The sequence below is a fragment of the Roseimaritima multifibrata genome, assembly GCF_007741495.1.
Classification (GTDB): Bacteria; Planctomycetota; Planctomycetia; order Pirellulales; family Pirellulaceae; genus Roseimaritima; species Roseimaritima multifibrata.
This window is the reverse complement of sequence record NZ_CP036262.1, coordinates 1,472,942-1,496,800: the sequence shown is the minus strand read 5'-3', so window position 1 is coordinate 1,496,800 and position 23,859 is coordinate 1,472,942. Positions and strand designations below refer to the sequence as shown.

22 protein-coding genes are annotated in these 23,859 nt (G+C 53.0%); 10 read left to right on the top strand and 12 right to left on the bottom strand.

All coding sequences use genetic code 11. From position 1 onward, the window contains the following. Nucleotides 1-46: 46 nt before the first annotated feature. Nucleotides 47-916 (bottom strand): transglutaminase family protein, encoded by an 870-nt coding sequence (locus tag FF011L_RS05645; RefSeq protein WP_145350701.1) that lies wholly within the window; start codon nucleotides 914-916, stop codon nucleotides 47-49. 509 nt (nucleotides 917-1,425) lie between these two features. On the opposite strand from FF011L_RS05645, the gene FF011L_RS05640 reads away from it, so the two are divergent. Next, nucleotides 1,426-2,184, top strand: a complete 759-nt coding sequence (locus FF011L_RS05640; RefSeq protein WP_145350700.1) for an alpha/beta hydrolase — start codon at nucleotides 1,426-1,428, stop codon at nucleotides 2,182-2,184. A 105-nt stretch (nucleotides 2,185-2,289) separates the two neighbouring features. Here the strand turns inward: FF011L_RS05640 and FF011L_RS26760 are convergent, their stop codons facing one another. After that, nucleotides 2,290-2,508 (bottom strand): hypothetical protein, encoded by a 219-nt coding sequence (locus tag FF011L_RS26760; RefSeq protein WP_246109968.1) that lies wholly within the window; start codon nucleotides 2,506-2,508, stop codon nucleotides 2,290-2,292. On the opposite strand from FF011L_RS26760, the gene FF011L_RS05635 reads away from it, so the two are divergent. Beyond that, nucleotides 2,419-3,099: a glycerophosphodiester phosphodiesterase gene (locus FF011L_RS05635; RefSeq protein WP_246109962.1), complete on the top strand. Its 681-nt coding sequence runs from the start codon at nucleotides 2,419-2,421 to the stop codon at nucleotides 3,097-3,099. The two genes, FF011L_RS26760 and FF011L_RS05635, sit on opposite strands and share 90 nt — an antisense overlap. Before the next feature lie 368 nt (nucleotides 3,100-3,467). Here the strand turns inward: FF011L_RS05635 and FF011L_RS05630 are convergent, their stop codons facing one another. Beyond that, nucleotides 3,468-4,148, bottom strand: a complete 681-nt coding sequence (locus FF011L_RS05630) for a transposase (protein WP_145350698.1) — start codon at nucleotides 4,146-4,148, stop codon at nucleotides 3,468-3,470. Between the two features lie 762 nt (nucleotides 4,149-4,910). On the opposite strand from FF011L_RS05630, the gene FF011L_RS05625 reads away from it, so the two are divergent. Together FF011L_RS05625 and FF011L_RS05620 are read left to right on the top strand one after the other, a co-directional pair. Further along, nucleotides 4,911-5,219, top strand: a complete 309-nt coding sequence (locus FF011L_RS05625; RefSeq protein ID WP_145350697.1) for a hypothetical protein — start codon at nucleotides 4,911-4,913, stop codon at nucleotides 5,217-5,219. Between the two features lie 483 nt (nucleotides 5,220-5,702). Then, nucleotides 5,703-6,719: a DUF1559 domain-containing protein gene (locus FF011L_RS05620; RefSeq protein WP_218933030.1), complete on the top strand. Its 1,017-nt coding sequence runs from the start codon at nucleotides 5,703-5,705 to the stop codon at nucleotides 6,717-6,719. A gap of 266 nt (nucleotides 6,720-6,985) precedes the next feature. Here the strand turns inward: FF011L_RS05620 and FF011L_RS05615 are convergent, their stop codons facing one another. Then, the gene (locus tag FF011L_RS05615) at nucleotides 6,986-8,869 is read right to left on the bottom strand and encodes an esterase/lipase family protein (RefSeq protein WP_218933029.1); all 1,884 of its coding nucleotides are present in this window, start codon (nucleotides 8,867-8,869) and stop codon (nucleotides 6,986-6,988) included. Nucleotides 8,870-9,455: 586 nt separating this feature from the next. Between FF011L_RS05615 and FF011L_RS05610 the strand changes: the two genes are divergently transcribed. Both FF011L_RS05610 and FF011L_RS05605 read left to right on the top strand, forming a co-directional pair. Next, on the top strand, nucleotides 9,456-9,716 hold the full coding sequence (locus FF011L_RS05610) for a DUF3302 domain-containing protein (protein WP_145350694.1): 261 nt from the start codon (nucleotides 9,456-9,458) through the stop codon (nucleotides 9,714-9,716). After that, nucleotides 9,713-10,834, top strand: coding sequence for an HlyD family secretion protein (locus FF011L_RS05605; RefSeq protein WP_145350693.1), 1,122 nt, complete (start codon nucleotides 9,713-9,715; stop codon nucleotides 10,832-10,834). The genes FF011L_RS05610 and FF011L_RS05605 overlap by 4 nt, the downstream gene beginning before the upstream one ends. On the opposite strand, the gene FF011L_RS05600 is transcribed toward FF011L_RS05605, so the two are convergent. The 4 genes from FF011L_RS05600 to FF011L_RS05585 all read right to left on the bottom strand — a co-directional run bounded on the left by FF011L_RS05600 (nucleotide 10,813) and on the right by FF011L_RS05585 (nucleotide 14,618). After that, entirely contained in the window at nucleotides 10,813-11,253 is a 441-nt protein-coding gene (locus tag FF011L_RS05600; RefSeq protein WP_145350692.1) for a hypothetical protein, read from the bottom strand. The two genes, FF011L_RS05605 and FF011L_RS05600, sit on opposite strands and share 22 nt — an antisense overlap. Nucleotides 11,254-11,255: 2 nt before the next feature. Beyond that, complete coding sequence (locus FF011L_RS05595; RefSeq protein WP_145350691.1) at nucleotides 11,256-12,887, bottom strand: efflux transporter outer membrane subunit; 1,632 nt, start codon at nucleotides 12,885-12,887, stop codon at nucleotides 11,256-11,258. Between the two features lie 402 nt (nucleotides 12,888-13,289). Beyond that, nucleotides 13,290-13,778 carry a DUF1269 domain-containing protein gene (locus FF011L_RS05590; RefSeq protein WP_145350690.1) on the bottom strand — a complete coding sequence of 163 codons (489 nt, stop codon included), beginning with the start codon at nucleotides 13,776-13,778 and terminating at the stop codon, nucleotides 13,290-13,292. A gap of 378 nt (nucleotides 13,779-14,156) precedes the next feature. After that, nucleotides 14,157-14,618 carry a hypothetical protein gene (locus FF011L_RS05585; RefSeq protein ID WP_145350689.1) on the bottom strand — a complete coding sequence of 154 codons (462 nt, stop codon included), beginning with the start codon at nucleotides 14,616-14,618 and terminating at the stop codon, nucleotides 14,157-14,159. A gap of 287 nt (nucleotides 14,619-14,905) precedes the next feature. On the opposite strand from FF011L_RS05585, the gene FF011L_RS05580 reads away from it, so the two are divergent. After that, on the top strand, nucleotides 14,906-15,751 hold the full coding sequence (locus FF011L_RS05580; RefSeq protein ID WP_145350688.1) for a PA4780 family RIO1-like protein kinase: 846 nt from the start codon (nucleotides 14,906-14,908) through the stop codon (nucleotides 15,749-15,751). Between the two features lie 9 nt (nucleotides 15,752-15,760). Here the strand turns inward: FF011L_RS05580 and FF011L_RS05575 are convergent, their stop codons facing one another. From FF011L_RS05575 to FF011L_RS05560, 4 genes are all read right to left on the bottom strand, one after another. Continuing rightward, complete coding sequence (locus FF011L_RS05575) at nucleotides 15,761-16,150, bottom strand: carboxypeptidase regulatory-like domain-containing protein (RefSeq protein WP_145350687.1); 390 nt, start codon at nucleotides 16,148-16,150, stop codon at nucleotides 15,761-15,763. A 150-nt stretch (nucleotides 16,151-16,300) separates the two neighbouring features. Beyond that, nucleotides 16,301-17,539 (bottom strand): M14 family zinc carboxypeptidase, encoded by a 1,239-nt coding sequence (locus FF011L_RS05570; RefSeq protein ID WP_145350686.1) that lies wholly within the window; start codon nucleotides 17,537-17,539, stop codon nucleotides 16,301-16,303. Between the two features lie 28 nt (nucleotides 17,540-17,567). Next, nucleotides 17,568-18,317, bottom strand: coding sequence for an aspartate/glutamate racemase family protein (locus tag FF011L_RS05565; RefSeq protein ID WP_145350685.1), 750 nt, complete (start codon nucleotides 18,315-18,317; stop codon nucleotides 17,568-17,570). A gap of 10 nt (nucleotides 18,318-18,327) precedes the next feature. Further along, entirely contained in the window at nucleotides 18,328-19,260 is a 933-nt protein-coding gene (locus FF011L_RS05560) for a DUF1559 domain-containing protein (RefSeq protein ID WP_145350684.1), read from the bottom strand. Nucleotides 19,261-19,565: 305 nt separating this feature from the next. Between FF011L_RS05560 and FF011L_RS05555 the strand changes: the two genes are divergently transcribed. The 3 genes from FF011L_RS05555 to FF011L_RS05545 are packed head-to-tail and all read left to right on the top strand — an operon-like array spanning nucleotide 19,566 to nucleotide 23,379. Continuing rightward, nucleotides 19,566-20,756: an AraC family transcriptional regulator gene (locus FF011L_RS05555; RefSeq protein ID WP_145350683.1), complete on the top strand. Its 1,191-nt coding sequence runs from the start codon at nucleotides 19,566-19,568 to the stop codon at nucleotides 20,754-20,756. A gap of 42 nt (nucleotides 20,757-20,798) precedes the next feature. After that, nucleotides 20,799-21,881, top strand: a complete 1,083-nt coding sequence (locus FF011L_RS05550; RefSeq protein ID WP_145350682.1) for an NAD/NADP-dependent octopine/nopaline dehydrogenase family protein — start codon at nucleotides 20,799-20,801, stop codon at nucleotides 21,879-21,881. A gap of 52 nt (nucleotides 21,882-21,933) precedes the next feature. Continuing rightward, complete coding sequence (locus FF011L_RS05545) at nucleotides 21,934-23,379, top strand: Na+/H+ antiporter NhaC family protein (protein ID WP_145350681.1); 1,446 nt, start codon at nucleotides 21,934-21,936, stop codon at nucleotides 23,377-23,379. Nucleotides 23,380-23,859 lie beyond the last annotated feature (480 nt).

Genomic DNA, 23,859 nt, shown 5'->3' with positions numbered 1-23,859 from the left:
AAAAGGGGTCAGGAGCCTTTTCTTGATCTACAAGGCGATTCCCAGATCAATTCCGATGAGAATCAGTCGGTTTCAGGTTGCGAGTCACCTGCACCTGATAGTCGATTTTTGAATCACCATTGCCGAGATAGCAACCTTCGGTTGGGGAAGCCCACTCAGGCTCGGGGCCGGCGGCGACCGGGATGTGGGCGTCGGCGACAGCGATGCCGAGGGTTGGGTCGTAGCCACGCCAGCCGCCTCCTGGCAAATAGACTTCGGCCCAGGCGTGTAGTTCGGAGCCGTGAGTTCGCCCTGGTTCATAGACGTACCCGCTTACAAACCGCGCTGCCAAGCCTTGACTGCGACATGCGTCCATAAAGAGGGCTGCTAGGTCACGACAGGCACCTCGTTTTTCAGCAAATGTCTTGGTCGGCGAAAACGCCGCTCCCTCGTAGCGAGTCTCCGATGAGTAGTCACGACGAATAACTTCGCAGAGCTTCAAGAGGAACGGTTGTGTTTGCCAAGCAACGCTTCCGGAAATCTCGCCAGCCCAATGTCCGATCGTAATATCCATCACTTGCCGATGGAGGTTGGGCGCGAGAGCCTGCCCGATGCGAAGATCATAAAACGCGGGCAAATTCGTTACTCTTGAATCGAGCGAAACAAAATCAAATGGATTGGTTCGTGTCGCCTCGACCTCCGATTTCGTCTGGATCGTCAGCTCGCGATGAAGGCCCTCGAATGCGACCTGTAACGCCGTGTTGCCGAACACATCCAGAATCGATGTCGATGAACAAGGAGCAGGGTCAAGTTGACAATTCCAGTCTCGGACTCTTTGGACACCATCGCTTCGCGGCTGCAACCGGATGGTGAGTGGCTGAATCGATACCGGCTCGTCATATTGAAAACGAATTCGATGGGAGACTTCATAGATCATTGAATCGGTCCATCAAGATAAGTTTCATCTTCCAGAATCGAACGCTGGTGTTTCAAAATAGCATCAATGAGCTGCTTAGACTATCGTCTGGCCGAATTGAACGCGATAGCCTTGGGCGATAGACAACCGCTCGAAGAAAAGGGGGCATGAGCAACGGGCAGCGGCGAGCCTCCGATTGTTTCCCAACAAGACGGCAACACGTATACTGACTACTTCAAGAACTGACAGGGCGAACAATGGATTTCATCGGTGATCGAAAGACCGAAGAGCCTTGCTGTGTGACTGCGACATTGGGTTGAACACAAGACATCCGGTCGTTGCAGGCGAAACGGTGAACTTGAATCTCAGCGAGGATGAACGGTCATGGTTGGGTGTCTGCCCGAACGCAACGCTGAGATGAGGGATCGTCCGCAGCTCAACCGATATTCACCAGCGATGCGTAGTTTCTTTCCATCCGATAAAAAGAGGATGGCCCGTGGGAGAAATCCTAACGAAAAGGATATGCGGAAGTGAAAAGCATACTGGACGATCCGGCGATCAGCGGTCGCTACTTGTTTCCACAAGATCGCACGCTTGACGATCCTTTCTTGGTCAAAACCGATGGTGCAGAATTGGCGTGCTATCGCAGAATCGTCGATCCTGATGCGTTTACGTTGATTCACTTCCACGGAAACGGGGAAGCGGTTGCGGACTACGTGCCGTTCATGGCAGATACATTCGCTGAACTGAGACTAAACTCCCTGTTCGTCGAGTATCGAGATTATGGCGGTTCGACCGGAGAAGCAAAGCTAGTTGAAATGCTCGGCGATGGCGAAGCAGCAATGATCGCCGCTGAGATTGTCCCGCAAAATGCGATTCTGCTCGGGCGTTCAATCGGATCACTCTATGCCATTGAGTTAGCCAAGCGTCAGCCAAACATTGCCGGTTTGATCATCGAGAGCGGAATTGCCGATCCCTCGGAACGATTTCTGACTTATGCAAACCTAAAGTCGGCAGGATTCGATAAGACGGATGTTCAGGCAGAGGTCAAGCGATACTTCAATCACAAGAAAAAGCTGGCGGGTTACACTAAACCTTTGCTGACTCTTCACACCGAGAATGACGGATTGATCGATATCGCTCACGCCGAACGAAATCACAAATGGGCAGGTTCACGGCAGAAGCAACTTATTCGATTTCCCCGGGGCAATCACAACACGATTTTTGAAGCCAACGAAAAAGACTACTTAAGTGCTGTTGGCAGTTTTTTGAAGAGCTTGCACAGTTGACCGACAAAGAGCCCGAGGAACGGATGCTCAGCGTTGCCCTGAAGTATGAGACGCTATTCGAAGTCAGGCAGGCACACGATTCATCCTTAACGAGGAGCACGACTTTTAATGACCAAGATTCAAAGAATCCTGCAGACCGCTTTCATTTGCTTCGCCGTCACCGCGAATGCTGGCGATGGTGACCAACGGATTGTCGCGCACCGTGGACTCCTGCATCACGCTCCTGAGAATACGCTGACAAATTTCCGAGCGTGCCTCGAACTTCGGCTGGGTTTCGAGTTTGACATAGAGAAGACGAAGGACAACCAGTTGGTCTGCATTCACGATGACACCGTTGATCGAACGACCAGCGGCACTGGCAAGGTCGCTGACTTAACACTTGCAGAAATCCGCAGCCTTGATGCCGGAAGTTGGTTTGACGCCAAGTTCGCCGGGGAAAAAGTCCCGACCATTGACGAAGTCCTAAGCCTAGTTGCTGAGTACCAACATCACGATGTCCTGATCGCAGTTGACCTAAAAGCAGAAGGCATCGAACAGAACATAATACGGATGGCAGAGAAGCATAAGGTACTTCACCGATTGCTGTTCATCGGCAAAACGATTTCTGAACCGCGGGTCCGAGAGAAACTCAAAATGGCATCCGTGAAAGCGGAAACCGCAGTCGTCGCAAACAACATCGACGAATTTCCAAAAGCTTTGGCTGCAATGAATACCGATTGGATTTACTTCCGATACCTCCCTCCGAAAAAACAATTGGAAGCCGTTCGCAGTGAAGGAAAGCGATCATTCATCGCAGGAGTAACAGTAAGCGGGAACGTTCCTGACAACTGGAAACAAGCAGTCGATGTCGGAATCAACGGCATCCTGACCGACTATCCGCTTGAGCTAGCCGCAACGCTGAGAAAAGATCAATAAGCGTACGGCAGACCAGCAACCATTAAACGAACCTGTTTTTTGTCGGTCGCTAGACTTCAGCGAGCGACCACGGTGCAAGCGATCATACCGCTCCTCTTAAAGCGAGCGGCATCCATCGAACAATAGGCACCAGTCCGGCGACTAGAGATCTGGATCAGCGTACCGGTGGAATGCGACGCGGGGCTTGGTTCGTTTTCTGAGTGGCAAGAAAATAGGAGCAAAAGATGATGGACGAGATTAAATCCGTCCGTCAACAACGAAGACTACACGGACCTGGCTCAGCTGCATTTTCATGCTCTACTTTTTTGCCACCACTTCAAGCCCCAACATGGACGATTCCGTCCCGCAGAGAGAAAAAGGGCAGAAGCCTATTTCTTGATTTGGATAATTTTTTTCGGTCGCCCCCGATTCCGAAGCGTGGATTCTAAATTGAGGCTACGAGCGGTCGATTCGACCCAACCTGACTCCCCAAACGGTTGGCCTCGCTCAATACATCGCAAGAGTTGCTTCCGTTCCTTCTCTCCGATGGCTTGATTGACACGTTGAATCCAGTTTGGCAGTCGCGGAACCGGCCATTTCGCCAACGAAATCGGACTCCGGCCGGTGGCCCAATTCCACAGACTTCCCCATCTCCATGCTTCGGCCGTCTCACACAATCCCGCTGCATATGCATTTCGCTCAACATAACGACAGACCACGAAAAAATGTTCATCGTCCTGAATGGGGAAACTTTTGAATCGACCTTGGTACACATGCCCTGTGCCGGTTGTCTGAAAATGTGCGTGGTGCCGCGCAGAGTGCGTCATGGTAACCCAGTGCAGGAACCGGCCCATTGCACCGTCTTCTTGTGGGACAAGAACCATGTGCCAATGATTGGGCATCCAACAATAACTCAGCATGTCAACCGGATGATTCGCAAGCCCTTCAGCAATGACTCTCTCGAACGCTTCGTAATCTTCGGCTTTGTGAAAAACCGTTTGTCGCTTGTTGCCGCGATTCAAAGCATGATAAATCTGTCCAGCAACATCAGAGCGGAGCGGGCGTGGCACAGCAATATCCTTAAGCGAGTGATGACACCAACTTACCCTTAGCAGCTTGCCCAATCAACTAAAACGGCTCCTGCCACCCTCCCCGTAATCGCCATAGATTCCGCTAAGGCGAAGCTATATCCTGCGATGCATTTCCTCCCCCAAAAATACGACATTCCTTTGCGAGTCTTATCCGCCGCCAACAACAATGCCCTAAAAAATGGCTGAACGCTTGCGTCGCAGTAGACGTGAACTGGGGCTGCAGGGGCCCGACCTGAATGGCACTTAATCCGCATAAATCCGACGCCGGCTTATGGCAGTTTTTCGATATATTTTCTCGCTCACAACAAAGACACATCACATCGATGCGAGCATTACCGCACCACTATCGCCGCACTAAGAAGCGACCACTTCCCATAATTTATTCGGTGCCAATTGAACGCATGTTTTCGATTAGATCGCCCCATCGCGAGGCGTTTGTTTGGTTGTTGACACGCATTAGTCGCTTATTAGACTGCGACAGTTGCACCAACTCCGGGAACTGGCAAACAGCCGGGCGTTGATCTGGCTCGCTGCCGCCACAACGTTGGCGTTAACGATGCTTTCGCGAACGGAGCGATGCGAGTCATTACCGACAGCATTGAACGGCAATTCCAGCACGGCCGAAGGAGAAGAAAAAGAACGGTGACACGCCGTTTCAGCTTCGTGATTCGGACAGTGACGTTCGCAAAAAAATTGTTTTAGTTAAATCAAGTTGACAGGCTTTCTTTCGAGGAATGATGTATGACGTCGATAATTCGGTTTGTCTGTGTGATGCTGTTGATGACTGCGGTCATCGGCTGCGGCGATGGACGAGAAGCACCCATTGCAGTTACCCCCCCACCTTTGGACGCGAAGGTTACGTTGGAAAAGATTGCCACCACGGGAGGACTACCTGCCGCCAAGAAACAGCTACATGAAGAACTGATGGGACTTAGCGAGAGCGCCCCGGAGAAGTCGCAAGAGCTCCTGACGGACTACGAGCAACTGACCTCCCTATCCGATGCGGCAGCCATTAAGGCGAAAGCACGTGAAATGGCTGACAAACTATAGTCCGCTCACACACGACTTATCCTTGTCTCTCGCCGCTTTTAAATGAGCGTAACAACGAGACGAATTGCCAAATGCCTTCAAAGCAGCAATGGCTTAGGAAAAGACAAGGATACGATAGTTCGGTTACGACACATCTTGGTGAGCCGAATTTGGCAACAAGCGATCGCTTGTTACTTTGACATGGACGACGCTGAAACTACAGTATTTATATTGACAGCCGAAGCGAAACGCCCTCGGGCGCCCACCTCACTCCCCACCTCACCTCCCCCCCCCTTCGATCGACCTGACACGGTCGATACCAGCTTAGAGTTAACGCAGTCGAAAACTGCATGATTAGCCCGAACGGATGTCATCGTCGACTTTCGCTTTCAGGTTAACCAATGGTTTTCGACGAATTCCATCACGTGGATCGTTATCTCGCTGACTCTACCGATTCAGCAATAAGCTGCTATGGTCGATCCCTCTATTTTCTGGTTTTATAAAATGAAAAAGCATTCCCTCAAGCGAGGTTTTACCCTCGTCGAACTTCTTGTTGTTATCGCGATCATCGGCGTGTTGGTCGGGTTGCTGTTGCCAGCAGTCCAAGCGGCTCGCGAAGCAGCCCGCCGCATGCAGTGCAGCAACAATTTGAAGCAACTTGGATTGGCCCTGCACAACTACCACGACACACACCTTACCTTTCCTGGCTACACCCAAGTGCCGGGCGTGGGAGGTGGCATCGGGATGTACAGCTACCCAGCGCAACTCAAATTCTTGCCTTTCATCGAACAATCTCCACTCTACGACCAGATCAGAACAAACTCTCGCGAGTTTTATCTCAACGCGGGCGCAGACTCTACGACCCAAGGCGTTCAGGTGCCGGGTTTTGTCTGCCCCTCGGACATGCCTTACCCGATTGTCGGTCGCTTGGGATACAATAACTATGTAGTCTCAGCGGGCTCCAACCTCGGGTGGGATCTCACACCATTGACACGACACAACGGCGTGTTCCAACCGCAAATGGGAACCAACATGTCGGCCATTACCGACGGCACGTCCAATACGATCATGGTTGCTGAGCAGCTGACCGGCGACAACGACGACTCATCGTATCGCCGCGAGACGGACAACGTACGCGGGCTCTCTTGGAGCGGCAACGAATCGACTCAGCAGGGACCGATTACGCAAGCTCAACTCGAAGCTGCCGGAGCCGCATGTGACGCCAACCCTAGCAGTCACAGCAGCGTGTCAGGCTCTCGCTATAGCCGCGGAATCTTCACCTACACCGTGTTCAATACCGTCGCGACACCGAACTGGAGATATCCCGGTTGTTACAAAAGCACTAGCACGGGCGCCCACGGCAGTAGCGCTGGCATTTATCCAGCACGCAGTCGTCACAACGGTGGAGTTAACCACACTCTGGCCGATGGATCCGTACGAATGATTACCGACACCACCGACCTGCAAGTCTACCACGCTATGGGAAGCAGGAACGGCAACGAAACCATCCCGTCCCCGTAATCTGAATGGTGACGTTTGCAGATATTGGATCAGGTCCATTTAAGTCAAGAAAACTCTTGGGCCCAACCTGAAACACGACCTTGGCGGTGCGGTCCGTCGCTAGACGACGAAAGATCGGAAAGCAGGCAACCGCCGCCAGTCGTTTCTCGAAGCATGACATCAGTTGCTTTGAGTCTAGATTGCAACCCCGCTGGGACGGCTAAAAACTGTCCCAGCATTTGCAAATCAGCAAAAAAGGCTCCTGACCCCTTTTCCACTGTTTTTGATTAAATTGACAGGCGGATTGGAGCTGGAATGAGGTTTGGGGGCTGGACTTCCGCTGGCAACGACAAGTATTGGCGGCGGGGATGTTCGTCCGGTTCACAATTCGTGCCTGGCGCCGCAAGATGCTCGGTCAAGATCTTCAGCAGCGTGTACTGCGCTGTGCTGGAACGCAGGATTGAGGTATGCGTTGCATCGACGACCGTGGTCGTTTCCGCTTCTTCGCGATAAGCGCTGTCGACTGGCACAACGACATCGGACTGACCGGCGCGGGGCAAGCGACAATGTTCACCGATGATTGAATTGACGATGACATCGGGTGAGGAAGGAGTCGCTGCAAGCGCCTGCAGCAATGAACTGCTCGGACGCAACAACTGCACACTGGACTGCACTGTCCCAGAAAACGAGTCCGAGAATACGCCGGGGTTGGCCGCTACGACTTCTTCGTAGTCGCGTCCATCGCTCGCCTTTCCGCGGGCTAAGAGTGATGCCAAGCGGCCGATACCTCGAGACGCCCAGGGGGAGCCTTTATGCGGTGTCGCGATGTAAACAACACGTCCGATATGCGGACTGGCATTGAAAAAGAAAGATTTCTGAAGGTCGGCAATGTCTTGTGGCGTCCCCTGCAACTGATCCAGCGGCTTACTGGAAACGGCACGCCACAATCGATCGCCACTGTTGGTAACCTGCAGCTTGGACAACAAGCCCCCCAGGCTGTGACCGACGATCACGGCGCGCTGCGATGGATGATCTGTGGCGGGCAACTCGCATTCCACAGCCCCAGCACTTTGACATGCAAACGCCTCAGCAAGCTTCTGGCGAAGGGCGGCCGCCGACTTTAAGAAGTCGTCACCGGTGGGGTATCTAAAAACCCAAATTTGGTAGCGCGTCCGTAACAACGGATCGGCGCGAACCGCATCCGCCATTTCAAGAAACGTCGCTGGATCCGAGACCAGGCCGTGGACCAAAATCAGCGGAATTTTGTCGGTTTGGTAGGGCTCAAGAAAACGCAGCTCTGGACGATCGACGCCATTGTCACCGCGGATGAATGCTGCGATGGGATTGTACTGACTGGCTTGCCGAGCATAGAGCAGCGGCATCGCAGGACTCTGCGCGATCTGGACGTCGCCGCCCATCGGATTGACCGTAAGCGGATTGACGAGCGTCACGGTGGCAACATCGACGTTGCCTGAACAGACTTCGTCGCAAGCAATCGTTTCCTCAAATAGCGAAATCGGCAAATGGATCAACGCCGTGGCTGCAAACGGAGTTTGCGACAGCAAGAACTTATCGCAACTGGCCGAATGTTGCCCATCCGAAGAGCTGCAATCACACCGCTGATTCTGCATCAGCCCAGGTGATTTGCTCTGAGTTAGAACGACCAACGGGATCCCTCGCCCACGAACGTTCCCCATTTCACCCGTGGGAGGTTCGAACACAAGCAAACGATCAAAGTCGTTGGATTTCCAAGCGAACCCTTGATGGGCGACCGGAATGCGACAGGTTCCTGAAATACCATTTACCAGCAAATGCGATGTTGGATCGAGCCGGCCATAGGCCTTCCCACATGATAAAATTCGAATCCATGCACTCTGGCGAACGCGTGACGTTCGGCATGAGCGCGAAGGGGGCACGTCGCTGTTTTGTCGTCGTGCGTCGTCCATCCAAGCGATCGATCGCGCCCAGTAGTCGACAGCCCGCGGGTCGTGATTGGCGTGCAGGCGTTCCCCTACTGCAAATGCTTGCTCACCCAAAGAGACCGAAGAGGATTGAGTCGGTCGAATCGAAGCTTGCAATCGAGCAAGTTCAAAATCGTCAATTGGGTCCTGGCACTGTTCGCTTGTCTTTGCAAGCCAATCGTACCAGCAAGCCGCCCCTAGAGGAGCCACAATCCCAGGTGCCTTGAGCTGATCGGACCGACCACAGCAACATCCGCCCGAGGCCGCGATCAGCAGCATCGAGAAGCAGAAAATTACAATGAAACGGTGCGTATGCACAACGGACCCCGCATGGTGACAATCGTTAAACCGATCTTCCATGAACGCCGTTATGACCAGGGCCGCTGTTGCGATAAAAGACAGAGCCGAATCCAATCCCGGAACCGAACCCTTCACACCTAAAGGTCACACCAGAGTCCTCATCGACCTGAACCGGAGCAAAATAGAAGGATCTTTAAGATGGAACGTCTGTAGGGTTTATAACGCTTTGGTCGACCCGACGGATCCCTTGAGAAGAACGGCTTGCCCGTCCGTCCATGAACCGCGACATGGCATTCTCATGCGACACAACCCGTTCTTCCCGAACGACTGTCACCGAAAGTGGGAGCAATATTTCAGAGAGTAGTTGTTCAAACAGATGGCATCACCAATGTTCATTTACAGCGACGCTCCATTTCGGCACAAAGAGTACAGGGCGTGGCAAATTCGACGTCCCGGACGTGATCGCAAACACGTGGTCACGAGGAGTACAGCAGCGATGGAAATCGATAAATTTGACATCATGGCTTTCGCCGTCCTGGGAACATTTGTAGTCATCGGGCTTGTTGCGATCGTGACGATCGGCGCCCTTCCAGGAAAGATCGCAGCGAAACGAGGGCATCCTCAAGCCAGCGCAATCAATGCGGCCTCCTGGATGAGCCTGGCGACTCTCGGAGCACTATGGCCACTCGCTTTTGTATGGGCTTTTCTGCATCAACAGGGAAGTGAACGTTCCGTTAAGGAAGAAGCACCTGAATGATCGCCTTCATAACTTTGATTTACACGGCCTTCGTTGTTGTCGTGTTCATCGTCTTTAAAGTAAAGCCGCGTCCGTACCCTGTTGCGCTCACTGTCGCTGCCGGAGTGCTGATGATCGGAGCCGTCGTGGTCCTGTGGGTACCGTCCGCCCCGATTTCATCGCAAGCCATTGTTTCGCGTTATGTGGTGCAGTTGGTGCCTTGGGTCAAAGGACAAGTCACCAGTATCCCCGCACAGCCTAACGTCCCACTCAAAAAGGGGGACGTGCTGTACAACATCGATTCGACGCCATACCAGCTCTCGCTGGACCTTGCCAGTTCTCAGCTAAAAGCGGGTGAAAGCAACGTGCTGCAACTGGAAGCTGCGGTGAAGGTTGCACAAGCAGGCATCGAAAAAGCGAATGCGGACATAGCTCAAGCCAAAGCCAGCTTGGATGTCGCCATGAGCATTGACAAACTGAATCCAGCTGCAATCGCCAAACTAAAACTGGAAGAAGCACGCAACCAGTATTCAGCGTCCAAGGCAGGACTAGCATCTGCAGAGGCAGGACTGACTCAGGCTCAAATCGCAGTCACCGCTGCCAATGACAGCGTCAATGGACTGCGATCTCAAGTCGAAATCGCTGAGTTCAATTTGCAGCAGTGCACCGTCAAAGCCCCCGCCGACGGTTTCATCACCAACTGGCAAATTCGACCTGGCACTTTCGTCACGTCGATCCCCTTGGCTGCGGCGGGAACGTTCATCGATACTTCCCAAACAGGCATCGTTGCTTCTTACCCAGCAAATCAATTGATGTACGTCAAACCAGGACAGCAAGTTGAAATGGTTTTCAAAAGCCGCCCTGGATACCTGTTCCGGGGAACGGTTGACACGATCATCGATGCAACGGGCGAAGGTCAATTTGAAACAGGCGGAAAACTTCCGTCGGCCGCTTCGATTGGATCGGCCGGATTTCTAGCGGTCCGCTTCAAAATGGAAAACCCAACCGACGCGGACTCGTTGCCGATGGGGACTCCAGGGGCGGTCGCGATCTATACCGATCACGGACAACCTTTCGCAATGATCAGCAAAGTGACCATCCGACTGAAGAAATGGCTCTACTTTTTGCCAATTCCGTAAGCAGCGGTTTCCTCAACCGTCGCATGCGAATGACCAATAGACGGAACCGCATCACAGTCCGCACCATGGCAAGCGGGGCTCCCACAGTCGGCCCACGATTTCCACGCTAACCGTCGTAGTATTGAGTGCTCCGCGACGGTGGGGCAACAGCCAGTAAGCGGACGAGCCAAGCAAGGCAACGGCTTGCGACAATAGACTGGAGCACACACCAGGATGGGCGGCTTGAACGTCTTTGGTGTGGGCAGCGTTACCGGCGCTGCCAAGCCTGCTGGCGCCGCCAAAACCGTTGGCGCTGCCAGCTTTACCGGCGGAGCCACGTCACCGCCAGCATCTTCAGCCGTCGCTGGGGCTACGGCAAACGCCATAAGCAACACGGCCAGCCGACCTGCAAGAGTTGTTCCCTGATTGCGTTGATGCATGGCTAGTTTCCTTCAATCGTTTCGATGGGTTGCGGAACGGGATCGGAGATAAGTCCGTCGCCGATCAACGTTTGATCGGCCTCCCCGCCTTGCACATTAGCTGCAAACGGTTGCGACGTTGGCTGCAGCCGAATCTGCCAGCCGCCTCCAAGCGATCGATAAATCTGGATCAAATTCAGCGCGATCGCCCCACGACTGGTCGCCAAACTATCTTGTTGGGCGGTCAATTGAGACTGGACAACGAAGACACGATTGAAGTCGGTCGCCCCCGCATTGGCCTGAACAAGTAATAGATCATTCAGCTCGGAAATATCGGCGACGGCAAGCTGCAATTTGTCTGTTTGATCTTGTGATTTGAGAAAACCAACGATGGCGTCCTCTGCCTCACGCTGTGCCTTCAGCACGGTCTCCTGATAAGAAAACACCGTCTCCTGAAACTTTGCATCTTGCAGCAGGACCGAATTCCTGATGCGACCGTAATTCAGAATGTTCCAGGAGAATCCGGTCCCAACCGATCCAGCTAGACTGCCCGGTGAGAAGACGCCATCCAGTGTGTCTGCCTGCCAGTTCAATACTCCATTGATACCAAATGCGGGGTAGAGCTCAGCCTCAGCGACTCCGATCTGTGCCGACTGAGCGGCCACCAATCGTTCCGCTTGTCGGATATCCGGACGGCGTCTAAGCAGTTCTGCTGGCATTCCCACAGCGACCTGCTTGGGCGCTGTCGGAATAGGACCGGTCCCCAGCTGTGCAACCAGGTCCTGTGGAGGCAAGCCCAACAGGATGCACAAAGCATTGTTCGATTGACGCAGCGACGCCTCCAGTGCAGGAATTAGCGATTCGGTCTGCTGAACGTTGTTCCGCAATTGCAGCACATCCGACTGATCCGCCGCTCCGGATTGGAACTGGGCATCCGCAATCCTCAGCGACTCTTTTTGCAACGCCACGTTTTCGTTGACCAGTCGCAGCTCTTCCTGTAGCGTTCGAATCTGAACGTACGACGACGCAACATCGGCTAACAATAGGACCAGCACATTGTCGTAACCTTCTACGCTGGCATCCAAAGCGGAGTCGGCCGATTCCAACGACCGCCGATAACGTCCCCAGAAATCGATTTCCCACGACAAATTAGCGCCCGTATCCCACTGGTCAAAGTGTTTAATGGGTGCCGAGTTCGCAATATTTCGACTGACCTGAACCCGATCGTATCCACCAAACATTTGTTGCACCTGCGGGAACAGATTACCGGCGGCAATCCCTCGCACCGCTTGTGCTTGTGTGATTCGAGTCCCAACGGTGCGTAGCGTCAAATTCGACTCAGACGCGGTTTCGATCAGATCATCCAGCACCGGATCATTGAAGACGTGCCACCACATGTCACTGTCATCGGAGACCTGCAGGACTCGATCATCGACGGCATAATCGATCCAATCGGATTCAACAAGCGCGACCGGCCGGTTGTAGTTCGGGCCAACCTTAAACCCATTTTGCTTCCATTGCCGCAACGAGGTCGTGCATCCAGACAAGACAACGATACCGGCCATACAGAATGTAAGTACGTTCGTTGCAACCTTGCTAGCAGGCCGCACAATCACGTCAGGGATCAAATTTAGGCTGTATCGTTTGAACTGCATTGGTTCTTCCAAATCGCACGGTCGGCATCACCAGCTTCATCGGAAGGACGTCTCTATCTGCTACAGCAGTTCCCATCGGCGCGGCATTATCGTTCCAGCCCGCACGACACGCACAATCAGCAGCTTTTCTGCGGCAGATTCATTAAAGAGAACCTACTTTGTCGCCTTTCGCTCCGCAAACGAACTTCCTTTTGGAGTTACTTTCGCAGAGTGAAAGCCAACAATTTGCCTCCGCTTCCGACTGAAACGACAGCCCGGGGCGGGCAGGACACAAAGATCACCCAATGCCCACACGTCGAAAGCCACCTGCAAGAAGCCCAACGCACAGGGAACGCTTCTTTCCCGACAAACTATCGAGAAAGACCAGCTCCCCTGCGCTTTGACTTCAGCCTACGTAAACCACTAGTGGGCAAACGCTTCCTTCAGTTTTTCTTCTTGGTCTTCCGAAAGGTTCGTCGAGATAACTTCGAAATCAGGAGCGGACTTAAAGGCTTCCACAACGCGATCGGTCGTTACCTGACCAACCAGTAAAAACAACGCGGACGAACCTTCGGTGACCTTGCCACGCACGTTCTCGATAAAGTCCTTGCCAACACCATAGTCAGCAAACTTCGCACTGAGTGCGCCCATGGCTGCCCCCCAAGCCGCCCCCAAGAAAGGAGCAAAGAAGATACAGCCGATCAGCATGCCCCAAAACGCGCCGTACCAGGCGCCGCCGCATGCATCCAGCCCGTGAACGGTCTTCGGTTTTTTCTTGCCCTCGGGCCATGTCACCGTTGCAACATCCTGTATTTCAAGTAGATGTTGCTTTTGCAGATCGACAGCGATGGCCAATCCTTGCTCGGCACCTTCGGGTGAATGGAATTTCAAGACAACAATTGTCGAAGCCATAATGATGTTTCCTAATTGGTTGAGAAAATGAGCGTGCACGTTGAATGTAAAGAAATTCCGACGGTTAGCAATCACCAAGATTCAGACGACTAGAAAACAAACGCGTAAGGACCGACGGAAACTGCAGGCTGCCGCGCTGCCCGGAATACGGAACCGGTTATCGTTTGTTTTTAGGAGGCAAGAAAAATGGGGCAAGAAGATGGGGGCAAGAAAATTTAGGAATGAAATGAAAAACCATTCCATGGATGACCGTGCAGCGACGGACTACATCCGCTTCGATTTTTCTGCCCTCTTTTTCCTGCCAACCTCTCAGCCTGGAAGCTTCTAAAGAGACTTGTCGTATCTAGTGCTGTGAGAGGAAAAGCTCAAAAGCGTTTGCTACTTCGCGTGCAAGCTAACAAGGTATTGGCCGCCGGTGCTCGCGACGTCAGAGTGCACGTTCAAGCCGGGAGAGAGACGAGAGAGCCGATCGATCAGCCAAGCACCGACGACGACAGCGTCTTCATGCGTAGGGCAACGGGCCATGATTTCACGGCCCCCTTTTCGTTCAAGCCGCTCGGCAGCTGCGATGATCGGTGCGGGGTCAGCGACAATCAGGTGATCGGGCCAAGGGACCACCGCATCCTTGGCCCCTTTACCCGTGTTGCAGCTCTTGTGTGCCAAGCGTTCGGACGGCACGTTTCCCTTGTCCTGTTTCTTTTTCTTCGCCCTGGCTTTGGTGATTCGCGAATCCAAACTGGCTCCACGAGGGTCGTTGGGAGACATCTCGGGGTCGACCGGCTCGTCGCACAACCAACACCGCCATCCGTCGGCTTCGCCCACGTCGTTAAGTTGTCCCATCCGTTTTCGTTCCTGGATTCGTTGAGGGATGTATCGATCACCAGGCCCATTCTGGCAAGTCCACCGCAACATATCCAGGCTACGGGGGTTCGGCCATCCCGCCGCCCCCTTTGACGTCTTCGACCAGGCCCCCCCCTAAGACGGCGGCAATTCAGAGCCTCTTTACGAGATTTACGGGGTCATGCTACGCTACGCCTAGGTGGCGGTGTTACTTTAGGGACGCTGGCTCCTGATTATTCACCCATCCTTTCCTGCGGAAGCTTCCATGCTTCTGAATCGGTAGCATCTTGAAAGTCCCTAAGCGTATTCAGCCACTTATCGAAGACGGGCTTGTCGACAAGGTCCTGGGATCGCTGATGAGCGGCAAAGAAGCCCAGGTCTTTCTTGTCCGCTGCGGCGAAGAGACTCGCTGTGCCAAGGTGTATAAAGATGTGGCGAAACGGAGCTTCAAGAATGCGGTGCAGTACCAGGAAGGCCGTAAAATCCGGAACAGCCGCCGGCAACGGGCAATCGAAAAGCGTTCCAAATTTGGCCGAGACCAGCAGGAAGTCGTCTGGCAACAGACCGAAGTGGACGCACTGTATAAACTTGCCGAAGCGGGTGTCCGAGTCCCCAAGGCATACGGCTTCTTCGATGGCGTGCTATTGATGGAGCTGATCACTGACGGAGAGGGGGGCGTGGCACCGCGGCTGAACGACATCACCATGTCGGCCGAGCAAGCCATAAAAGATCACGCCACCGTCATGACCTATGTACTGCGCATGCTGTGTGCCGGCTTGGTCCACGGTGATCTATCGGAGTTCAATGTCCTCCAGGATGAAACGGGCCCCGTCATTATCGATTTCCCACAGGTCGTCAGTGCCTCGGGAAACAACAATGCGAAGGACATGTTGCTGCGTGACGTTCGCAATATCACACAGTACTACGCGCAGTACGCTCCCGAATTAGCGAATTCCCATTACGCCGAAGAGATGTGGGAACTACACGAAAAGAGTGAACTGGATCCCGATCTGAAACTGACCGGCAAATTCAAATTTTCAACAAAGTCAGCCGACGTCGATTCGATCCTTCACATGATCGACATCGCCTACGAAGAAGAACTTGACCGCCGCAACCGAGAAGAAAACGGCTGAGTCAGCGATCTACAACGCAAAGTCAAATCGATTGTCGTCAGCCTCGACCTCCGCCGTAAGTTCGGTCTGAACGTTGAACTTGCTTGGTACCAACTCCCGAGTCGGACGATTGGGTTCCCCGATGTCCAGAGTTGTGATCCGAACCTGATGGTGCCCAAGCTTGGCCCCCATGCTCGCTCCAATGTACTCAAGTTCGTATTGCCCAAGTGCGTCGGTCACCCCCGAGGAAGGGCGTCCTTCATCGGGAACGAACGTTACCAACAAACTCTCGACCGGCTCGCCACCCACGGTGACAACCCCCGTAACCAATCCAAGCTCAGGACGATCACTGTTGCCAGTGCATCCCACAAAAAGCAAAACAACTGCACAAAGAACAGAAAACGTTCCTGAAATTTTCATCTTTCGAATCTCAATGTACCGCGACGTGCTGCCTCGCCCCCACCATCGATTCATGCGATGAAGGGATGTTACAACCGGGACAACACGAGCTGATTAAAACGACGCGATGCCAAGCAAACACGCCTTGAACAGAACGGGTAAAGAGCCTACTTACGGCGTGGTTTTTCCATAAAACTGGTGCAGTGCCTTGGCCAGCACTTCGCCGGTATGTAGTGTCTGCTCCAGACGCATAATGTGCCCGCCACCCTCGCAACAAAAGGCGGTAACACCAAATTGAACATACGTTCCGCTGCACCAAGCTTTGGGTGTGAGCCCCTTATCACCAAGGCTATACAATTTTTTAAATTGCCCCTTGGTATCCAACTCGCCGATGATGTCACGCAGCTCTTTCCACTCGCCAACCTTCGAGCCCATTTCGGAGCCTGGGCGAACCATCGTTTCAACGACGGGACCATCCCAGGTATGCATCGACCATGTAGTCGTGATTGGCGTTTCCGACGTCATCAACCGCTCAAGATCCCGCTGGACGGCGAATGATTCATAGGCTTGATTCTCAACCCCCGACCCTTTCGCCGAATAGGATCGGTTCATATCACGGCCCTGCAAATTCACTCGTCCCAACCCCGAAGCGGGCCCGTCGACATTCATCTGCACAACAAAATGCCAGACGTGCTGTTGACGGCATTCGGCACCTGCTTCGCTTAACAAATAGCGGATCATGCCGATCATTCGCCACTGAGCGTTGTATTCATAGCAATGCTGATTGACGAAATGATGCGCCCAACGTTTCTCTGCAGGAACGGGGCCGGCAGGATCGGTGACTGTCAGACGATAGATGGCTCGCCCTTCAACAGATTTCCCAATTTCATGCAACTCAGCATTGGGGTCCAACTGGAACTCCTTCAGCAGTGCAACGCAGCGATCGTAGGAAAGCGGAACTTCACCACCGACATAAATCTTGTCATGCGTGAATTCAGGGAAAACTAAACTGACGTATTTTTTTCCATCACGTTCGATAAGCGTTCGCGGAATGGGATTCCAATGTTCTTGATTCGCGGACCAACTGACAAATCCTCGCACCCCCTTTTCGTTTAACCCTTTCCCCGACGGTGGCACTTCCAAATCAATCTGCAATGGATTTCCCTTTGCATTGCTTTTGATGACAAACTGAACCATGTTTGTCCAAGCTGGAAATTCTGGCACCGATTTCAGGCGGATCAAGAAATGGTTACTTCCCAATTTTTCAAGGGAGGCCCCCGCGGACCCATACTCACCGTCAAAGCTAAAGTCAGAGACATTCAGTTCCGCGGCGACCACTGTAGACGACAGCTGGCAAACCCAAATAGCGGCGGCAATCAAAACGGACTGATAGTTCTTCTTAACAAACATGGGTGACGACTTTCAGTACAAAATTCATTCAAGAATGATTGGTGGCGTTGAACACGAAGTTGGACATCGAAATAAAATCGAAAACCGGCAAGCCCGTAGCCTGGCTGATATCATTTGCAAATGGCGGCAGATCGGTGCACTCAAGGACGAACGCCCGGGTTGTTCCCTGTTGCGAAGCACGACAAGCAAGTTGCACGAGGTCGGCACGAAACTGACGAATGTCAATCTCTTCTTCGGGAGCGGAAAAGATTTTGTTCCACTGCTTGTTATCCTCCAATCCGATCACCTTCAAACCACGCAGGTCGGACACACCGACGCTTTCAAAATGCCGTTTTGTCAACGAGCGACCACTCGCGGTGATAACAACAATCTCTTTGTCCACCCCCAGCATCGCACGGACGAATGGAATCTGAAGGAGAGCTGAAGTGAACACAGGCACGTCCAACGCAGCTGCAATCTCCTGCTGAAAGACCGCGTTAAACCCACAACTGGTCGTGATCGCTTTCGCGCCAGCCTGCACCAGTTCATGGGCGGCATCAATCATCGCTTGCATGACACGAAAATCGGGCGACAACACTACCGAATCGAGGTTGGCCCCCGGCACCCGTCGAAACAAGACAGGATAGCGATAGGAATCCGCATTGGTGCTATTTCCAGTCAGCGTTTCTAATTGCTGAAGCCCGCGCGGACACCCAGCCTCCTGCCAACACAACACGCCCAGCGCTGCGTCGGGGCCCCCATCTGCTTGCGGATCCTTTACCGAGTCACGATTCATCATCACATGGATCCTAGTATTCGCCAATCACGTTACCGTCTTTGCGGTTGGCTAGATTCTCGTACGTTCGACCGTCAATATTTTCGCTGACAAAACCAACCGACCCGTCCGCCTTGACGAATTGGCTACCACTTGGATGAAAACTACTAAAGTTGGCGGTGCTTGCCCAGCTTGGATTGGTCCCGGAGGTCGCATTGATCAGCGACCCAATCCGGGCGTCGAAGTATACGCCTCCCCAACGATTCGCCCCAAAGTTTCCTACCCAAACGCCTGCGTTCTTATCATCCGACTGGACCTCGCCAACAGCAAACGTATTGCTCAAACCATCGCGGATGTCTCGAAAACGAACCCTACTATTGCCCGCAAACATTCCGTTAAATTGAGAACTTTTCGCATTTGAATCGTGATACCCGCCACCGGCACTGGACGTTGAAAAACCGCTGCCGAAGACGCCCACATAGTTCGATTTCGCATGCCCTCCACGCTTGACATTGATGCTTGGGCCTGGATCGGAAGGGCACTCAAACACGGCTATTGGCGTAGTCGTTTCGACCGTTGTCACCGTTTCGGAGGTACTGCCACGATGTTCGTTTAGTGTTTTCTGGTTAACTTGCATCGAATCGAACAATGCCGACTGTTCAATCCCCGGCAAAATAAAGACGCACCATCCCCAGCCTGCAACCGCACTGGACTGGCTGCTCGAATCATCGATTAACCCTGGCGGGAGCGTTTGAAAGGTGTCGTGGTAATTGTGCAACGCCAAACCGATCTGCTTTAAGTTATTCGTGCAACTCATCCGCCGAGCCGCTTCACGAGCTGCCTGGACCGCGGGCAGCAACAAACCAACGAGGACTCCGATAATGGCGATAACCACTAGAAGTTCAACAAGCGTAAAGCCGTGAGTCCCAGAATAGCGGGAGCGGGATGTGAGTTTATCAGAGGGCATTGGCCTACCTTTAGGTCGTCGAAGACAGTGAATTGGCGCTCGGCAACATTCCACGAAAGAAACAAAGCCATGGCTTGGTAGCGGTTTGAACCGAGGTCTACCTTGATGATGCCAGCTGCCCCACGTTGACCAAGCTTAGGTCTGGATACGCTTTGCCACAATAATAAATTTGCGCAAACACAACAGCAATTTGCGCAACCCTTCAAGCCACCAAAGTTCGTTCGATACGGTTGCTTAGATAGGTTCCGGCAAGTACTCTCGTTTTTCCACCAGGCTCCTTATGACCGCAGTTCCCTAGCTAACCCATGGCAATTCCGCGAACCGAAACAACTTCATCGCGCGGTGAACGATCGGTGGCAATCCTGTTTGACCCCGAGGGTTCATGGAGCCTTGCCGCGATTGAGGGTATCGCTGAATACGCGAAGCGACATGGTGGATGGAGACTGCTGTGTGCTCCTCGTGATTCGAATGGCAAACTGCAATTGCCGCCTGGCTGGCGAGGCGATGGAATCATTTCACGGTTCCTTTCTCATCAAAGCCGACGCCAGCACCTTGCCTACAAAATCCCCATCGTCGACTTAGAAACGCTTACACCGGGAACCTACAATCCACTCATTGCGAACGTGGTAACCGATGATGAAGCGCGTGCGGACTTGATTGTCGAACACCTACTATCACTGGAGCGTGACAAGCTAGCCTGCTTCAACCCTCCTCACCCACAATATTCACAGCATCGTGTTGCGAAGGTTCAAGCCAAACTACAACAGGCGGGGCACGAGTGCGATCTATTCTGGAAGTTCCAGGACAAGGTATGGTTCAAACATGACTGGGAATCCCAGCAGAATTTAATCCGAAAGTGGCTACTGAAACTACCAGCAAACACAGGCCTATTCACGGCGGATGGACGGCAAGGACGACTGGTCACAGAGTGGTGTCACTTCCTGAACCTCCGCGTCCCTGAGGACCTTGCCGTCCTTACCGGAGATGACGATGCCCTGCTTAGTGCGATTTCAAGCCCACCATTGTCCGGAATTGTACTGGCCGCAAAACAACATGGCTTTGAGGCGGCTGCTTTACTGGACCAAATGCTGGATGGAGCAGCAGCACCTCGGCAGCCCATTCGAATCCAACCACTGCACGTTGCGGTTCGTCAATCGACGGACATCCTAAAATACGACCGTCCAGAAGTGGTTCAAGCGATTCGGTTCATTCGCGAAAATGCCAGTCGAGGAATCAATGTTTCGGACGTCCTAAACCAGATCCCCATTTCTCGACGCTCACTAGAGCAACTATTCCTGCAGACAATCGGGCATACGCTGGGCCATGAAATACGCAGGGTTCGGTTTGAGAAGGCAAAGACTCAGCTAGCGAATACTGACATGACACTCGAACGCATTGCGGCGTCTTGCGGATATTCCAGTGCTTCGCAGCTTTGCCGTAGATTTCAAAAAATGCTTGGGGAGACACCTCTTTCCTACCGCAAACGAAATTCATAATCCTTTTGACCAACAACGTTGACCAACGAAAGAAGAAATGACATGCAGATTGCTATCTTGGGTTCCGGCAATGGTGGCTGCGCCATGGCCTTTGATTTTTCTCAGCACGGACATACCGTACGACTGTTCGACTTTGATCGGTTTCCCAAAAATACTAACGCTATTAGTGAAGCGGGCGGCATCCATTCCGAAGATCAACTAAAAGGTTTTGCGCCGATAGAGTACGCCGGAGCGGATATTGCCCATGTGCTAGACGGGGCCGAAATGATCTTTGCTGTGGGACCTGCTTACAGCACTGCTCCTTTTGCAGAAGCGTGCAAACCACATCTACGCCCAGGGCAAACCGTGGTGATCTGCCCAAGTTCTTGCGGCGGCAGCTTTGAATTCGTCAAAGCCGCTGAAATCGATCTTGAAAACGATGGAATTATCGTGGCCGAGACCTCCACGTTGCCCTATGCCGTGCGGTTGACAGAACCTGGAAAAATTCGCGTCTTCCTAAAATTGAAAGCGGGCGTCTTTCTGGCGGCTCATCCTGCCAAAAACACCGATCAGGTGCTCAGCCGTGTGAAGGACGTCTACCCGTGTATTAGTCCGGCGACAAACGTCTTACAAACCAGTTTGCAAAACGGCAACCCCGTAATCCATCCAGCGGTCACCCTGTTAAACGCTGCCTTGATTGAACGCACCGGCGGCGATTTCTTCTTCTATGAAGAGGGAGTCACACCCGCAGTCGGACGATTGATGGAGGCGATCGACAAAGAACGGGTCGCAATCGGAAGCAAGTTGGGACTGCAGATTATCCCCGACCCAGAACTGGGGTGCCTACAAGGCTACATGCAGATCGCCGACTATGACAAAGGTTTCTCGACCGCTCGAGGATTTGCAGGAATCAAGGCACAAAGCGAACTTGATAACCGCTATTTCCAAGAAGATGTTGGCTATGGGTTGGTCTTCCTGAAGTCCTTGGGTGAACAATTGAATGTCGATGTTTCCAATATTTCCGCCCTGATCCAAATCGTTTCGGTTTTGATGGACCGAGACTATCTGGCAGAGGCCCCACGAACGATGGACCGCTATGGACTAGGGGAACATTCAGCGGACCAACTGACGCAAATGCTGAAGTAGGGCGCAACGTACTGCACCAATCGTGCACGGATGCGGTTTTAGAATGCACTGAATGAAAGGCAACCCGCCAGTGGGTATCGAAGTTGAGATCGGATTTTTATCGTTACTGCCTGTCGTGGTTGCGTTGGCCGTTGCGTTTGTGCTGAAAGACGCCGTCATATCCTTATTGATCGGATGCATCGTCGGCGTGGTTCTGGCAGGATACGATCCGGTTTCCGGGTTGGCGCAACTGCTGCGGCACTCGCTGGGGAACGAAGACTTTATTTGGGTGATGTTGATCGAACTTTCGGTCGGCATATTGATTGCCTTTTACATTCGCGTCGGAGCGATACAGGCATTTACCGCTTGGGCGTTGGAGAAAGTTCGATCCCCACGAGCGGCGACAGGTTTTGCCTGGATCCTGGGTGGTTGTGTCTTTTTCAGTGACTACTTCAGCCCTTTGTTCAGCGGGCCGATCACACGTCCGCTGACGGATCGGCATAAGGTGTCACGTGAAATGCTCGCTTACATCCTTGATTCGGGAAGCGCTCCGATCTGCACGTTGATTCCTGTCAGCGGCTGGGCGGTCTATATCGCAGCCCTGCTTCAAGGCTATGGCCCCATCGATACAGCCGAACAAGGAATGGCGGTATTCATACAGTCGATTCCCTACAACATCTATGGTTGGTTGACCGTGATCATGGCGGGATTGATCGCATTCCAAATTTTCCCAAATTTTGGACCGATGCGAAAAGCCGAAAAGCGAGCCCGAACGACAGGCAAAGTGCTTCGCGACGGAGCAACACCATTGACCGGAATCGAATTCGATTTGATTTCGCCCAGCGATCGTGGAACGCCCAATTTGCTTCTTTTTTTCCTGATTCCCAATCTGATGATTATCGGCATTTCGCTTGGGACATTCTGGTTTATCGGATCGACGATGATCCTGGAGGCGTTCCTCGCAGCCATCGGTTATATGGCGATTGCGATGGCCCTTGGAAAGCACTTCAGCAGCGTTAAAGAGGGGATGTCGGTTGCGATCAGCGGGATGAAAGCCGTCCTGCCCGCAGTCCTAATTTTAGCCGCAGCCTACTGCATTAATTCGATCTCAAAATCATTGGGAGCTCCTCAGTTTGTGCTCTCAAGCGTTGGTCCCTGGATGACCGCCGGCCTGCTACCACTGATGACGTTTGGTACCGCGGCATTGATCTCATTTTTCACGGGAACGTCGTGGGGAACCTACGCGATCTTAACTCCATTTGTGATGCCGCTATCGTTGGCCCTGTCGGGTGATCTTGTCTCCAGCAGTGTGCTGGTGACGATCGGTGCACTCACCGGAGGCGCATTGTTTGGCGATCATTGCTCACCGATTTCCGACACCACCTGCTTGGCATCGTTTGGCGCAGGCGCCGACCACATGGATCACGTCACCACCCAGCTGCCTTATGCCCTCCTAACCGCAACGCTGGCGGGAGCCATTTATCTAGTAGCAGGGCACTACTTCCTTGGGGCGATTTGAGAAGACCAATACATGCAGGGTGCGAAGAACGCCATGACAACTGAACGGCTGATATAAAGATCACGACTCCAGATGCACAGGATTCGCCGTTCAAGTTCGCCGTACGGATTCGCTTTGCCACGCGAAAACGCCCCCCTGTCATTTCGTCTCTGATTCCATGTTCGGATGCCCCTTGTGGCGAAATCTCAGAACGGTCGTTCAACGCCGCCAAAGAAGGGGCGAAGTCCGAAGAAGCATCAGGTACGAACGGCACCTTTACCGACGGCAGGCAGCGCGGCGTTTCTCTGCCGCGACAGAGGGGCATTAATCAGCCTGCAAGAGCTAGTGCCTTTTACGGTTCTTAATCGACAAACGAAAGAACCCGACCAATGTGGGCCACTGCATGATCCAAACAAAAAGGTTTGGTGATTTAAAAAGAGATCATACAGTCAGCCCGGTGAATTCCACTTCCCCCAGGGGCGTTCGCACGAAATCCACCAG

What these genes read in the sequence shown, in the direction of transcription:
- FF011L_RS05645 (WP_145350701.1), bottom strand. Translation starts at nt 916, where the DNA reads ATGATCTATGAAGTCTCCCATCGAATTCGTTTTCAATATGACGAGCCG.
- FF011L_RS05625 (WP_145350697.1), top strand. Translation starts at nt 4,911, where the DNA reads ATGACGTCGATAATTCGGTTTGTCTGTGTGATGCTGTTGATGACTGCG.
- FF011L_RS05620 (WP_218933030.1), top strand. Translation starts at nt 5,703, where the DNA reads ATGAAAAAGCATTCCCTCAAGCGAGGTTTTACCCTCGTCGAACTTCTT.
- FF011L_RS05610 (WP_145350694.1), top strand. Translation starts at nt 9,456, where the DNA reads ATGGAAATCGATAAATTTGACATCATGGCTTTCGCCGTCCTGGGAACA.
- FF011L_RS05605 (WP_145350693.1), top strand. Translation starts at nt 9,713, where the DNA reads ATGATCGCCTTCATAACTTTGATTTACACGGCCTTCGTTGTTGTCGTG.
- FF011L_RS05600 (WP_145350692.1), bottom strand. Translation starts at nt 11,253, where the DNA reads ATGCATCAACGCAATCAGGGAACAACTCTTGCAGGTCGGCTGGCCGTG.
- FF011L_RS05595 (WP_145350691.1), bottom strand. Translation starts at nt 12,887, where the DNA reads ATGCAGTTCAAACGATACAGCCTAAATTTGATCCCTGACGTGATTGTG.
- FF011L_RS05590 (WP_145350690.1), bottom strand. Translation starts at nt 13,778, where the DNA reads ATGGCTTCGACAATTGTTGTCTTGAAATTCCATTCACCCGAAGGTGCC.
- FF011L_RS05585 (WP_145350689.1), bottom strand. Translation starts at nt 14,618, where the DNA reads ATGGGACAACTTAACGACGTGGGCGAAGCCGACGGATGGCGGTGTTGG.
- FF011L_RS05575 (WP_145350687.1), bottom strand. Translation starts at nt 16,150, where the DNA reads ATGAAAATTTCAGGAACGTTTTCTGTTCTTTGTGCAGTTGTTTTGCTT.
- FF011L_RS05570 (WP_145350686.1), bottom strand. Translation starts at nt 17,539, where the DNA reads ATGTTTGTTAAGAAGAACTATCAGTCCGTTTTGATTGCCGCCGCTATT.
- FF011L_RS05565 (WP_145350685.1), bottom strand. Translation starts at nt 18,317, where the DNA reads ATGATGAATCGTGACTCGGTAAAGGATCCGCAAGCAGATGGGGGCCCC.
- FF011L_RS05560 (WP_145350684.1), bottom strand. Translation starts at nt 19,260, where the DNA reads ATGCCCTCTGATAAACTCACATCCCGCTCCCGCTATTCTGGGACTCAC.
- FF011L_RS05555 (WP_145350683.1), top strand. Translation starts at nt 19,566, where the DNA reads ATGGCAATTCCGCGAACCGAAACAACTTCATCGCGCGGTGAACGATCG.
- FF011L_RS05550 (WP_145350682.1), top strand. Translation starts at nt 20,799, where the DNA reads ATGCAGATTGCTATCTTGGGTTCCGGCAATGGTGGCTGCGCCATGGCC.
- FF011L_RS05545 (WP_145350681.1), top strand. Translation starts at nt 21,934, where the DNA reads ATGAAAGGCAACCCGCCAGTGGGTATCGAAGTTGAGATCGGATTTTTA.